The sequence below is a fragment of the Rahnella sp. BIGb0603 genome, from assembly GCF_024808755.1.
GTDB lineage: Bacteria > Pseudomonadota > Gammaproteobacteria > Enterobacterales > Enterobacteriaceae > Rahnella > Rahnella contaminans.
The window spans coordinates 58,491-70,847 of record NZ_JANUEX010000003.1 but is presented as its reverse complement, the minus strand read 5'-3'; the positions used below and the strand labels follow the sequence as shown (position 1 = coordinate 70,847).

11 protein-coding genes, 2 tRNA genes and 1 pseudogene are annotated in these 12,357 nt (G+C 53.1%); 3 read left to right on the top strand and 11 right to left on the bottom strand.

The window, feature by feature from the left end:
• Positions 1-110: 110 nt before the first annotated feature.
• Positions 111-998 carry a LysR substrate-binding domain-containing protein gene (locus M2403_RS08690; protein WP_259228939.1) on the top strand — a complete coding sequence of 296 codons (888 nt, stop codon included), beginning with the start codon at positions 111-113 and terminating at the stop codon, positions 996-998.
• A gap of 218 nt (positions 999-1,216) precedes the next feature.
• Here the strand turns inward: M2403_RS08690 and M2403_RS08685 are convergent.
• The 8 genes and pseudogenes from M2403_RS08685 to gpt all read right to left on the bottom strand — a co-directional run bounded on the left by M2403_RS08685 (position 1,217) and on the right by gpt (position 6,881).
• A pseudogene (locus M2403_RS08685) lies at positions 1,217-1,406 on the bottom strand (helix-turn-helix domain-containing protein).
• Between the two features lie 50 nt (positions 1,407-1,456).
• Positions 1,457-1,532, bottom strand: a tRNA-Thr gene (locus tag M2403_RS08680).
• Between the two features lie 220 nt (positions 1,533-1,752).
• Positions 1,753-1,828 (bottom strand) — tRNA-Thr (locus tag M2403_RS08675).
• 158 nt (positions 1,829-1,986) lie between these two features.
• Positions 1,987-3,240: a glutamate-5-semialdehyde dehydrogenase gene (gene proA / locus M2403_RS08670; protein ID WP_259228938.1), complete on the bottom strand. Its 1,254-nt coding sequence runs from the start codon at positions 3,238-3,240 to the stop codon at positions 1,987-1,989.
• Positions 3,241-3,250: 10 nt separating this feature from the next.
• A complete protein-coding gene (gene proB, locus M2403_RS08665) occupies positions 3,251-4,354 on the bottom strand; it encodes a glutamate 5-kinase (protein WP_152324642.1) in 1,104 nt (367 codons plus the stop codon).
• Positions 4,355-4,480: 126 nt separating this feature from the next.
• Positions 4,481-4,882 carry a sigma factor-binding protein Crl gene (crl, locus tag M2403_RS08660; RefSeq protein WP_152324643.1) on the bottom strand — a complete coding sequence of 134 codons (402 nt, stop codon included), beginning with the start codon at positions 4,880-4,882 and terminating at the stop codon, positions 4,481-4,483.
• Between the two features lie 63 nt (positions 4,883-4,945).
• Positions 4,946-6,196: an esterase FrsA gene (gene frsA / locus M2403_RS08655; RefSeq protein WP_152324644.1), complete on the bottom strand. Its 1,251-nt coding sequence runs from the start codon at positions 6,194-6,196 to the stop codon at positions 4,946-4,948.
• Between the two features lie 226 nt (positions 6,197-6,422).
• Entirely contained in the window at positions 6,423-6,881 is a 459-nt protein-coding gene (gene gpt, locus M2403_RS08650; RefSeq protein WP_056781475.1) for a xanthine phosphoribosyltransferase, read from the bottom strand.
• A 416-nt stretch (positions 6,882-7,297) separates the two neighbouring features.
• Here gpt and pepD point away from each other — a divergent pair, with 416 nt between their 5' ends.
• A complete protein-coding gene (pepD, locus tag M2403_RS08645) occupies positions 7,298-8,758 on the top strand; it encodes a beta-Ala-His dipeptidase (protein ID WP_259228936.1) in 1,461 nt (486 codons plus the stop codon).
• A gap of 134 nt (positions 8,759-8,892) precedes the next feature.
• On the opposite strand, the gene dinB is transcribed toward pepD, so the two are convergent.
• Positions 8,893-9,951 (bottom strand): DNA polymerase IV, encoded by a 1,059-nt coding sequence (gene dinB, locus M2403_RS08640; protein ID WP_152324646.1) that lies wholly within the window; start codon positions 9,949-9,951, stop codon positions 8,893-8,895.
• Between the two features lie 281 nt (positions 9,952-10,232).
• Here dinB and dpaA point away from each other — a divergent pair, with 281 nt between their 5' ends.
• Complete coding sequence (dpaA, locus tag M2403_RS08635; protein WP_152324647.1) at positions 10,233-10,958, top strand: peptidoglycan meso-diaminopimelic acid protein amidase; 726 nt, start codon at positions 10,233-10,235, stop codon at positions 10,956-10,958.
• Here dpaA and M2403_RS08630 read toward each other — a convergent pair.
• Together M2403_RS08630 and lpcA are read right to left on the bottom strand one after the other, a co-directional pair.
• A complete protein-coding gene (locus tag M2403_RS08630; RefSeq protein ID WP_152324648.1) occupies positions 10,929-11,696 on the bottom strand; it encodes a class II glutamine amidotransferase in 768 nt (255 codons plus the stop codon). The genes dpaA and M2403_RS08630 overlap by 30 nt on opposite strands.
• 26 nt (positions 11,697-11,722) lie before the next feature.
• Positions 11,723-12,304 carry a D-sedoheptulose 7-phosphate isomerase gene (gene lpcA, locus M2403_RS08625; protein ID WP_152324649.1) on the bottom strand — a complete coding sequence of 194 codons (582 nt, stop codon included), beginning with the start codon at positions 12,302-12,304 and terminating at the stop codon, positions 11,723-11,725.
• Positions 12,305-12,357: the final 53 nt, after the last annotated feature.

The following is a 12,357-nucleotide window of genomic DNA, read 5'->3' as shown; positions in this document are numbered from 1 at the left end:
CTTCTTTGCCGCTGCCCGGTCAGTTTGCAAAGAATCGGTGATAAGAGTCCAATAACATTACCCGGCTCTTTGATAAGGGATTATTATGAGAAAAACGACACGGAGAACGTATGGATTACCGACAATTACACTCATTTGTGGTGCTGGCAGAAGTGCTGCATTTTGGTAAAGCCGCCCTGCAACTCAACATCGCGCAGCCCGCATTAAGCCAGCACATCAAGGCGCTCGAACAGTCACTGGGGATCCCGCTTTTTACCCGCGACAAGCGCCATGTGGCGCTGACTTTCGAGGGGGAGCAGCTGGTAGAAGAAGCGCGGATTGCCATCAACCATTACGAGAAATTTCTCGAAAATGCGCGCAGTTTACGGCAGGGTTTTAAAGGACAGCTGAAGCTCGGCTACGTCGGATCGTCGATTCTGGATCCGGCGCTGGCGCTGTTAATTAATGGTTACCGCAAGAAAAAACCGGATATTGAGATCGTTATTGAAGAACATAACGTTCACGAGCAGCTAACACTTCTGCTCAATTATCAACTTGATATCGCCCTCGTCCGCTCGCCGGTACCGCAGTACCCGGAACTGGAATATCTTGACGTCGCAACCCGCCCGCTGATTGCCGTTCTCCCGCGCAATCATCCGCTGGCTTCAGATCAGAAAATCGCCCTTTCCTCACTGTCTGAATGCCCTTTCCTTATCCAGAGAGATCCGCCCGGCGTCGGCCTTGGGTGGTCCGCGATGAACGCCTGCCAGAAAGCCGGATTTGTCCCCCAGAAAATTCAGTTTACGCGGGATGTGTCAGTGGCTATCGGGCTGGTCTCAATGGGAATGGGCGTCGCGCTGGTGCCGGAAACGCAGAGATCGGTGATGATCCCCGACGTGAACTACTGCTTCCTGACCGACTCAGGCGCGACATCCACCCTGACCCTGAGCTGGCAGCGACACCAAAAAAATAAAGCTCTGGCGGATTTTATTCGTTATGCAAGGGAGTTGACGGTTTAGGGGGATTGAGCGACGGGGGTTAGAAACGGCCGAGATTTCTATCTGCCGCTTGAATATGCCCTGCCAGGAAAACAGTCAGGCGATGAAATTTTGCCTTTTGTACATAGCCGGGCAAAGGCTTACAGTTTCTGGCTGATAGCCGGTGATTCCTAAGATTGAACAGTATCAGACGGCTTTTTACTTTCATGAAATTCAATAATCAGCGCAGCCAGCTCGTCTTACTCTGCATAAAAATAGGCAACGGGCACATCTGATACTTTGGCGATTCGGCTCACCGTATCCTGATCGGGCTGATGCTTGCCCTTCTCATATTGATTCAGAAGCTTCATCGAGCCCCGCGAGTACACCAGGTTTGTACTGAGAAAGTCCCGAACGCAGACGCGCTTCCTTGAGTCTTTTGATCAACATAATGTCGGAGCTAACCTTTATTTCCTGAAGGGATAATCTGGAACACTAATTGGTGCCGATAATAGGAGTCGAACCTACGACCTTCGCATTACGAATGCGCTGCTCTACCCACTGAGCTATATCGGCTTTTTGAGGGATTGCCGGAAGACTACGGAGTGACAACTTATTCCTTACCGACGGCGCCCGTCAAGGCTCTGACGGAACGTTTGGTGAGATCTTAATCACCCTGCGCACGTTATGGATATTGAGTTTATTTTGGCGTGAAAAAGCGGGCTGATAACAGCAGGACATCGCCGGAGCGTAGAATATTAACGTTTTGATATTTCTGGGATTAGGATCTTAAAAATGGTGCCGACTACCGGAATCGAACTGGTGACCTACTGATTACAAGTCAGTTGCTCTACCTACTGAGCTAAGTCGGCTTTTTGAAGTGTTACCGGGGAACTACGGGGTGCTAAATTAGTGAAATCTGACGCTGACGTCAAGCCCCTGAAAGTGCGTTTGCTGTTTTTCTCGTCACCCTATGCGAAATAGGGATTTAGCACCGGCTTCATGACTAAAAATCCACCGGTACTGACCGTCACGGACGCACTAAATCGTCGCCATAACCAATCCATTTATACGTCGTCAGGGCTTCTAATCCCATCGGGCCGCGGGCGTGCAGTTTCTGCGTGCTGACCGCTACTTCTGCGCCTAAACCGAACTGTCCGCCGTCGGTGAAACGGGTGCTGGCGTTGACGTATACCGCCGAAGAATCCACTTCACGTACAAACCTGTCCGCGCTGCTGATGGAACGGGTGAGGATCGCATCCGAATGTTCGGTGCCGTAGGTGCGGATATGCGCCACCGCGGCGTCCAGATCGGCGACGACGGTAACGTTCAGATCCAGCGACAGCCATTCATCCGAGTAACCTTCTTCGGTCACCGCCAGCACTTTCGCCGGGCCATTTTGCAGATAAGGCATTGCCGATTCGCTGGCGTGCAGCGTAACGCCTGCACGGTGCATTTTGTCGCTCAGCTCCGGCAGAAAACGTTCTGCAATCGCCTGATGAACCAGCACGGTTTCCAGGCTGTTACAGGCGCTCGGACGCTGTACTTTCGCGCTTTCCAGCACGGTCAGCGCTTTGTCGAAATCAGCGCTTTCATCCACAAAGGTATGACACACGCCGATACCGCCGGTGATCACCGGAATAGTGGACTGTTCGCGGCACAGTTTGTGCAGCGCCGCACCACCGCGTGGGATCAGCATGTCGACGTATTTATCCAGACGCAGCAGTTCCGCTACCAGCGCGCGATCCGGGCTTTCAATCGCCTGAACGGCCGCTTTCGGCAATCCGCACTCTTCCAGCGCCATCTGAATGACGTTAACCGTCGCCTGATTGGTGTGGTGCGTTTCTTTACCGCCGCGCAGGATAACGGCGTTGCCGGTTTTCAGGCACAGGCTGGCAACGTCGATAGTCACGTTCGGGCGGGCTTCATAAATCACGCCGATCACGCCGAGCGGTACACGGCGGCGCTCGAGACGTAAACCGCTGTCCTGCTGCGAACCGTCAATCACCTGCCCGACCGGATCGCTCAGGCGGCAGACATCACGCACGTCGCTGGCAATCGCCGATAAGCGCGCGGGCGTAAGCAGCAGGCGGTCTAATAATGCGTCGCTCATCCCGCTTTCACGTGCGGCGGCCATGTCGAGTTCGTTGGCAAGAATAATACTCTGGCTGTTGGCTTCGAGCATATCGGCCATCAGCATCAGGGCACGGTTTTTCTGCGCAGTGCTGAGGGTGGAGAGCTGCCAGGACGCGGCTTTCGCGGCCTTGCCCATCTCGTTAAGCATGTATTACTCCTTAACTGACAATCATGTCGTCACGATGCACGGCAACCGGGCCGTACTCGTAACCGAGAATTTCGCTGATCTGCTGAGAGTGATGACCGGCAATCATGCGCATCGCATCGCTGTTGTAGCGGCTGACACCGTGCGCGAGGTCACGCCCGTTCAGGTTGCGGATGCGGATCACTTCGCCACGCGAGAAATCGCCTTTCACTTCGCGGATACCTTTTGGCAGCAGGGAACTGCCGCGCTCCATCATGGCGGAAACCGCGCCGTCGTCGATGGTGATTTCACCGGCAGGGGGTGCCCCGAAGATCCAGCGTTTGCGGTTCTCCAACGGGGTTTCCATTGCGTGGAAGCGCGTGCCGACGGAAACGCCGTTAATCACATCGCCAATCACGCCCGGCAGGCTGCCCGCAGCAATAATAGTGTCGACACCCGCACGGCACGCGACATCCGCGGCCTGCAATTTGGTCGCCATACCGCCGGTGCCCAGACCGGAAACACTGTCGCCCGCCACGCCACGCAGTTCGTCATCAATCGTCATGACTTCGCGGATCAGTTCGGCTTCTGGATTGGTGCGCGGATCGGCGGTGAAAAGCCCGCTCTGATCAGTCAGCAGCAGCAGTTTATCGGCACCGGCCAGAATGGCAGCCAGCGCGGAAAGATTGTCGTTATCGCCGACTTTGATCTCCGCCGTCGCCACCGCATCATTCTCGTTAATGACCGGTACGATACGGTTATCGAGCAGCGCGTGCATCGTGTCGCGGGCGTTAAGGAAACGCTCACGGTCTTCCATATCGGCACGCGTCAGCAGCATCTGACCAATGTGGATGCCATAAATCGAAAACAATTGCTCCCAGAGCTGGATTAAACGGCTTTGCCCGACGGCAGCCAGCAGCTGTTTGGAAGCAATGGTGGCGGGGAGTTCGGGGTAGCCAAGATGTTCACGCCCGGCGGCAATCGCGCCCGACGTTACAATCACAATCCGGTGCCCTGCCGCATGTTGTTGCGCGCACTGGCGGACAAGCTCAACAATGTGAGCACGGTTGAGGCGGCGTGAACCGCCAGTGAGCACGCTGGTGCCCAGTTTTACAACCAGTGTCTGACTGCCACTCATTAGTCTTTCCATTAAGGTGAAATAAGAAATGCTTCGTTGTCTTTGTAACAGGGGAGAAGCGTTATGCCAACCGGCATAACGCTATAATAGCAGTATTCATCGTGGGAATGGGTAGTACAGAAGGTGTCAGGCGGAGAGCTTTACCGGTTCCTCGCTGAAATCATCAGCAGGCTCCAGTCTGAGGGACATCTCTTCGATCATCTTGTTGAGATTCTTGTGGAACCCTTTCAACGTCGTCTCAAGCTTCTCACGTACTTCAGCATCTTTAATGTTTTGCGCTTTCCAGATGCCATCTTTATCGAACAAGCCGAAATGATAAACATAGGTAAAACGCTCGTCTTCAGCCTGCAACTCAATCCACCAGCCCCAGAATTCACGCTTCTCCGGTGCGGGCTTCACGTTCACACAGACAGCTAAGCAGTCAAAGAAAAAGCGGTCGTTCTCGCATTTCCCTTCTCTAATGTACGGCCCCAGCGTACCGAAACGTTTCATTAGCCTGCTTTTAGGATGACCACTTGGTAACGTCATAGTACAACCTCCATAGAAAGACGATCCTTTTTAGCAAAACGTTAGGAATTAGCAACTGTTAAGTTAACGCATATGCTTTTCCAGCCATTCACAAATTTCGTGTAACGCGCTGTCAAAGTGCTGATAAAGCGGCTCACTTTTGATGGTCAGAATCTTGCCTTCGGAGGAGGAATCCGCAATCAGCCTGGCTTCGCTCTTCGGGCTGAAGATATCGCTTTCCCAGTAGGCGGCAAGCATTGGCGTCGGTGTTCTGCGCCCTAATAATCCCTGCGTTTTCAGAGAATATCGATTAAGTTCGGTTTTCAGCGCGGAGTCCGACGCCGTCGACATTCCGATGCGGCTCGCCAGCACGTCCATGTACATATCCGGCACCTGTTCCTGACATTTCGGGTCGCTCAGCAGCGAATGCACCAGCGCGCCCAGCGTCGCCACAGCCCGTACGCGGCGCGGTTCGAGATACGCCAGCCGCACGGCGACGTTCGCCCCAAACCGATAACCCAGCAAGCTGACGCGGCTCGCATCTACCCACGGCACATCAGAAAGCTGCATGAGGACCTGCTGATGCAGAAAGCTGGTGTCCTGCGTCAGTTTCCATTTAGAGGAAAAACCGATCGACGGCATGTCGATGGTGAGCATCGCAATGCCCATCGGCGCGAGATAAGAGCGGAACAGGCGCTGATGGTCACTTTGTAACGTGTCCAGACCGCCGCAAACCATGACCGTCGGGAACGGCGCTTTGCCTTCGTTCGGCAGATGCAGGAAACCGGTTATCGGTGCACCGCCCGGAATTTTGAATTCCAGCTCTTTCAGATCATACGGCGAATGTTCGGAGGATTTCTCAAACGCTTTATTAGCCAGCGCTTCCGCCTGTTCTGCCAGCGTATCGCCTTTCAGATGCGGATAACCGGCAATGCTGTAAAGGTTCGCGGCTTTAAGCCAGTATTCACTGGCAAGATTGGCGTCTTTTTCATCGGCGGCTTTTTGCTGCCAGTGCATGGCCTGATTGGACCATTCATAAATCCAGTTACCGTTGCGATAGCCAATGACGGTATCCAGCAATAACGGGTCGCTGTGTTCGGCCTGAGAAACGGCAATGCGCGAGAGCACTTCTTCCACTTCCAGCGGATCAACGCCGCGCCACATCCACATCAGACGGTTGATTGTCCGGTACCAACAATTCACGGTATCCCCTTCCAGCGCTGAGTGCATCGGCGGGTGCGTATTGTGATGATGAACGCGATGAACCAGTGTCGAAGTTTCCGGATATTTGAATGACGGTTTGAACAGTTTTTCCGTGAGATTGGCTGGAGCCATGATGCAAGATCCTCCGTTAGCAAGCAGCTTTTCGCCCGCAGGCGAACGTTTCAGGCAGGGATTATAACCCGCCCACGTTGCGACAAGACAGGAGTGAGGTCAAGCGGAAAGGATTTCAAGTCAGCAAAAGCAAAACGCCCGGCAATTAGCCAGGCGTTAAAAGGGGGTCATTGCATCCTCTAAATCCTTCGTGCTGCATCAAGGCGGCGCGAAGGATGACGAGGATTTACTTACCGACCAATGGCGGGACGAACACCACGCCCATATCCCACGGCTGTTCAATCCAGGTGTTCTGCGGGATATCAACCACGTAATCGTCAACCAGCGGCGCACCGGCAGGTTTGGCGAAGATCGTGATGAAATGCGCTTTCGGATACATTTCGCGGATCGCTTTTGCAGTGCCGCCGGTATCGACCAGATCGTCGATAACGATGAAACCTTCACCGTCACCTTCTGCGCGTTTCAGCACTTGCATTTCACGCTGATTGTCGTGGTCGTAGCTGGAGATACATACGGTATCCACATGACGGATGCACAGTTCGCGAGCCAGTAACGCTGCCGGAACCAGACCGCCGCGGCTGACGGCAATAATGCCTTTCCATTGTTCTGCCGGCAGCAGACGTTTAGCCATCGTGCGGGCGTGGATTTGCAGCATGTCCCAGGTTACAACGTATTTTTCGCTCATAAAGGTGTCCCAGCCAGTGAATTAACGGCTTCTAAAAATTTAAACCCTAAATAATTCGGATTGCAGGAAGGCGGCAAGTGAACGAATCCCGATGAGCTGACCTAAGTCAGTGATTCGGGTGAGCGAACGCGGCCAACGCATCTGCAATTTGAAGTATGACGGGTGTATTCGGGGAAAAAGGTTGCGCGAGATTATAGTGAGTCCGGTTCACAAAAACCAGCGATTATCTGGCCTCACGGCCCCAAAAAACCCGGATTTTCTCCCCGCGCCCGCGCACAGGTTAAGATTAAGTGATATTCTGTCAGGCCACTCGCCACACAGTCTGGCGGGGATTACTTAACCTTAAACCTACAGCATCTCAATCAGTTCCCCTGCAAATGGAGCCTGAATGAGCTGACTGTTACAGGAGACTTATAGTGTCTGAACTGTCTCAGCTTTCACCACAACCGTTGTGGGATATTTTTGCCAAAATCTGTTCAATTCCGCACCCTTCTTATCATGAAGAAGCGCTGGCAAAACACATCGTTGAATGGGCTCAGGAAAAGGGTATCCACGCTGAGCGTGATGAAGTTGGCAACATTTTGCTGCGCAAACCGGCCACCAAAGGCATGGAAAACCGCAAAGCCGTTGCCCTGCAGGCTCACCTCGATATGGTGCCGCAGAAAAACAACGATACTGTTCACGATTTCACTAAAGATCCGATTCAGCCGTTCATCGAAGACGGCTGGGTAAAAGCCCGCGGCACCACGCTGGGCGCAGACAACGGTATCGGCCTGGCTTCTGCACTGGCGGTTCTGGCTGATGAAAGCGTAGAACACGGGCCGCTGGAAGTGCTGCTGACCATGACCGAGGAAACCGGCATGGCGGGCGCATTCGGCCTGCAACCAAACTGGTTACAGTCTGAAATCCTGATCAACACCGATTCTGAAACCGAAGGCGAAATCTACATGGGTTGCGCCGGCGGGATTGATTTTACCGCCACTCTGCCACTGAGCCGCGAAGCGGTTCCGGCCGGTTTCACCACGCTGAAACTGACCCTGAAGGGACTGAAAGGCGGCCACTCCGGCGCGGATATCCACCTCGGTCTGGGCAATGCCAGCAAACTGCTGGTGCGCTTCCTGTCAGAACACGCCGACACCCTCGGCCTGCGCCTGCTGGATTTCACCGGCGGTACGCTGCGTAACGCCATTCCCCGCGAAGCCATCGCCACACTGGCGATTGCAGCCGATAAAGCAGACGCACTGAAAGCCGCTGCACAGGAATTCCTGGCAGCGATTCAGTTCGAGCTGTCTGCGGTTGAGAAGAAAATCGCTTTTGTCGTGGAAGCAGCAGAAAGCACAGCGAAAGCGCTGAGCAAAGACAGCCAGGGCAAATTCATTGCACTGCTGAACGCGACGCCAAACGGCGTGATCCGCATGAGCGATGACGTCAAAGGCGTGGTAGAAACCTCCCTGAACGTCGGCGTTGTCACCATGAAAGATGACGAAGTCGCGATCAACAGCCTGATCCGTTCCCTTATCGACAGCGGCAAAGAATACGTCGTTAGCATGCTGAATTCGCTGAGCGAACTGGCAGGCGCGAAAAGTCTGGCAAAAGGCAGCTATCCTGGCTGGAAACCTGAACCAAGCTCTCCGGTGATGACGCTGGTGCGTGAAACCTACGAAACGCTGTTCAGCAAAACCCCGAATATCATGGTGATCCACGCCGGTCTGGAATGCGGTCTGTTCAAAAAACCGTACCCGGACATGGACATGGTTTCCATCGGGCCAACCATCACCGGGCCACACTCGCCGGACGAGCAGGTTGAAATCGCCAGCGTTGAGTTGTACTGGAAACTGCTGACAGCTCTGCTGAAAGCGATTCCTGAACGCGGTTAATACTCGATCAATCCCCTGAATCATTCGGGCTGTATCAAGGCGGCAATTGAGTAAATACCCGGGAGCATACACAAGTAGGTGACCGGGATTTGCGAAGGCAGCCAACGCAGAGACAGTTTGAAGGATGACGGGGATTACTCCCAGGGAAGAAGAAGTTGCCGCTCAATCTGCGGATCCTGCAACGTGACATGCAACCCCACCAGCCTGACTCCCCGCCCGCCGCGCCGCTGTTCCCACGCTTCACGCGCGACTTTCAGTAAATCTTCTTTATTGAGCACCGGCCAGACATGTTCCTGCGTCGTCTGCTGGAAATCATGGAATTTGAGTTTCACGCCCTGACGCGCGATGCGTAAGTTCGGGCTGACACGGCTCAGGCGCGTTTGTAATTCAGGATATAAGCGTTCGATCAGTGCCACGCACTCTTCCCAGCTGTGGATATCTTCCGCCAGCGTGCGTTCCACGCCGACAGATTTCCGCAGCCGCTCGGCTGAAATCTCACGCTCGTCGATGCCCTGACAACGCTCCCACAGCACGCGGCCAAACTTCCCGAAACGCTTGAGCAATTTCGCTAAATCATAGCGCTGTACGTCGCCACAGGTGATCAGCCCCTGCTCCTGCAATCGCTGGGCGGTGACTTTGCCAACGCCGGGGATTTTACTCAGCGGCAGATCCAGTAAAAAAGCTTCAACCTTGTCTGGCGTAATCACAAACTGGCCGTTGGGTTTATTCAGGTCTGAGGCAATTTTTGCCAGAAATTTGATAGGCGCAATGCCCGCTGAGGCCGTCAGATTAATTTCCTCAAAAATGGCCTGACGGATTTCAGCGGCGATCAGCGTTGCGGAGCCATTGCATTGGGTCGATTCTGAAACATCCAGATAAGCTTCGTCGAGTGACAGCGGCTCGATCAATGGCGTATAACGCGCAAAGATTTCGCGAATATGGTTGGACGCTTCTTTATACGCTTCCATTCTGCCGGGAATCACTTTCAGGTGCGGGCAAAGTTTGAGCGCCATTCCGGTCGGCATCGCGCTGTGTACGCCGAATTTGCGTGCCGGATAATTGGCGGTGCTGATGACGCCACGCCGGTCACGGCTGCCACCGATGGCGATAGGAATGTCGCGCAGGGAAGGATCATCGCGCATCTCGACGGCCGCGAAAAAGCAGTCCATATCCACATGAATGATTTTGCGCATAGCCCTCCCCCAATGACTGTATAAGTATACAGTTGAATCAGGAGATTTCAAACACAGAAAATGACGGTTAATTTGGCTTAATTAATCACCATTAATGGCATCAGAAACTATTTACATTTCCTGAAGCGAGAATTCAATATTTGGTGATTGCTAAAAAATTAATCAGTATTAATATGGCAACGTTTCAGACAGGCAGTACATAAGAAGAAAATCAGTGGCGGTCTTACAGGCAGTTCATCTGTAGACAAAATAATCAAAATTATTATCGAGCAGGACTTAGAATGATCAGAATCGCGCTGTTTCTTGCGATGCTCCTCAGTTTGCCTTTATTTACAGCAAATTACGCCGTGGCCAGCGATGCTGTCCCGGTTAACGCGGCACTTAAAAAACAATTGTTAGGTGCTCCCGTTTATATCCAGATTTTCAAACAAGAACGTAAACTCGAATTGTATGCTCAGCTCGACGGCGAATATCGTCTGATCGGCAGTTACGGCATCTGCGATTTTTCTGGCGGTTTAGGAAATAAACGTCGTGAAGGTGATTTTAAAAGCCCGGAAGGTTTCTACAACGTGGATATTCACCACCTGAAACCGGACAGCCGCTTTTATCGCGCCATCAACATCGGTTTCCCCAACGCTTATGACATCTCGCAAGGTTATTCAGGTAAGTATCTGATGATCCACGGCAACTGCAAATCTATCGGTTGCTACGCGATGACTGACGGTTATATGGATGAAATCTTCACCTACGTGCAGGCGGCCTTCCAGTTCGGCCAGCGCAACGTGCAGATCAGCATTTATCCGTTCAAAATGACCGATGCCAACATGCAGTCGCACAAAAACTCAAGCTACATCACGTTCTGGCGTCAGCTACAACCGGGCTTTGCGTACTTTGAGAAGCACCATCAGCCACCGAACGTTGTGGTGACTAATGGGAAATATGAAGTGCTGCAACCGTTGTCAAACATCCCGCTGCCTTCACAGCTGGCGTTCGCCCCGGTGAAATAATGCGAATTCACCTGGAGCAATTTTGTTCCAGGTTTCGTTTGCCGTCAGCGGTTGCGTGGCAATCACGGTGACGACATCATCCGGTGTCGTCTGCTGCTGAAAATCAATTTCCACATCCTGATCCAACAACGTTGCCTTTCCGAAAGGCGCCCGCCGCGTGATCCAGTGCAGATTGGTCGAACAATAGGCCATCACAAAATGCCCGTCCGACAACAGCATATTAAACACGCCCTTTTGCCGTAACTCATCTGCCAGCGACGCAATATACCGGAACACTGGCGGCCAGCTGGCCGGACGACGCGGATAACGCTGCGTAAGTTTATGCAGCAACCAGCAAAATGCGTATTCACTGTCGGTTTGCCCGACCGGACGCAACGTACCGGTATCCAGCTGACGATAACCGCGAAGCTGGCCGTTGTGCGCGTAAGTCCAGTTATGGCCCCACAGTTCGCGGGTAAACGGATGGGTATTCTCCAGCGCCACTTCGCCACGGTTAGCCTGACGAATATGGGAAATCACCGCGCAGGATTTGATCGGATAATCCTGAACAAGGCGGGCAATAGGCGAATTAAAACTCGGCATCGGATCTTTAAAAGTACGACAGCCATTCCCCTCGTAGAAGGTAATGCCCCAGCCGTCTTTATGCGGGCCTGTCCCGCCACCGCGCTGCACTAATCCACTGAAACTGAAGCAAATATCAGTTGGAACGTTAGCGCTCATCCCGAGCAATTCGCACATCTCCCGCCTCCTTTACAGCAAAGGCATTACGCCTTCGCCATCTCTTTTTCGATTAATAAGATCAGGATATGAATCACTTTAATGTGGATTTCCTGCACGCGGTCAGCGAAGCCAAAGTGTGGCACGCGAATTTCCACGTCAGCAGAACCGTCCATTTTACCGCCGTCTTTACCGGTCAGGGTAATAACTTTCATGCCTTTGGCGCGCGCGGCTTCAATCGCTTTGATCACGTTACCGGAATTGCCGGATGTGGAGATGCCCAACAGCACATCGCCTTTCTGACCCACGGCTTCCAGATAACGGGAGAAGATATATTCGTAACCGAAATCGTTGCCTACGCAGGAGATGTGGCTGACGTCAGAAATCGCAATCGCCGGGTAGCCCGGACGGTTTTCACGATAGCGGCCGGTCAGTTCTTCTGCGAAATGCATGGCGTCACAGTGTGAACCGCCGTTACCGCAGGAAATCACTTTCCCGCCCGCCTTGAATGAATCGGCCAGCAGCACTGCTGCACGTTGAATAGACTCAATATTTGCCGGATCGCCGATGAATTTATTCAGCGTAGCAGCAGCTTCGTTCAGTTCAGTACGGATAATATCCTGGTACATAGCAGCCTCTTTTATGTCCATTTGCAGCCAGCTGTGGCTGGCCGATAGCAATA

Coding starts and splice junctions, on each gene's coding strand:
- dinB (WP_152324646.1), bottom strand. CDS start 9,951: ATGCGCAAAATCATTCATGTGGATATGGACTGCTTTTTCGCGGCCGTC.
- frsA (WP_152324644.1), bottom strand. CDS start 6,196: ATGGCTCCAGCCAATCTCACGGAAAAACTGTTCAAACCGTCATTCAAA.
- dpaA (WP_152324647.1), top strand. CDS start 10,233: ATGATCAGAATCGCGCTGTTTCTTGCGATGCTCCTCAGTTTGCCTTTA.
- lpcA (WP_152324649.1), bottom strand. CDS start 12,304: ATGTACCAGGATATTATCCGTACTGAACTGAACGAAGCTGCTGCTACG.
- proB (WP_152324642.1), bottom strand. CDS start 4,354: ATGAGTGGCAGTCAGACACTGGTTGTAAAACTGGGCACCAGCGTGCTC.
- M2403_RS08630 (WP_152324648.1), bottom strand. CDS start 11,696: ATGTGCGAATTGCTCGGGATGAGCGCTAACGTTCCAACTGATATTTGC.
- proA (WP_259228938.1), bottom strand. CDS start 3,240: ATGCTTAACGAGATGGGCAAGGCCGCGAAAGCCGCGTCCTGGCAGCTC.
- crl (WP_152324643.1), bottom strand. CDS start 4,882: ATGACGTTACCAAGTGGTCATCCTAAAAGCAGGCTAATGAAACGTTTC.
- M2403_RS08690 (WP_259228939.1), top strand. CDS start 111: ATGGATTACCGACAATTACACTCATTTGTGGTGCTGGCAGAAGTGCTG.
- gpt (WP_056781475.1), bottom strand. CDS start 6,881: ATGAGCGAAAAATACGTTGTAACCTGGGACATGCTGCAAATCCACGCC.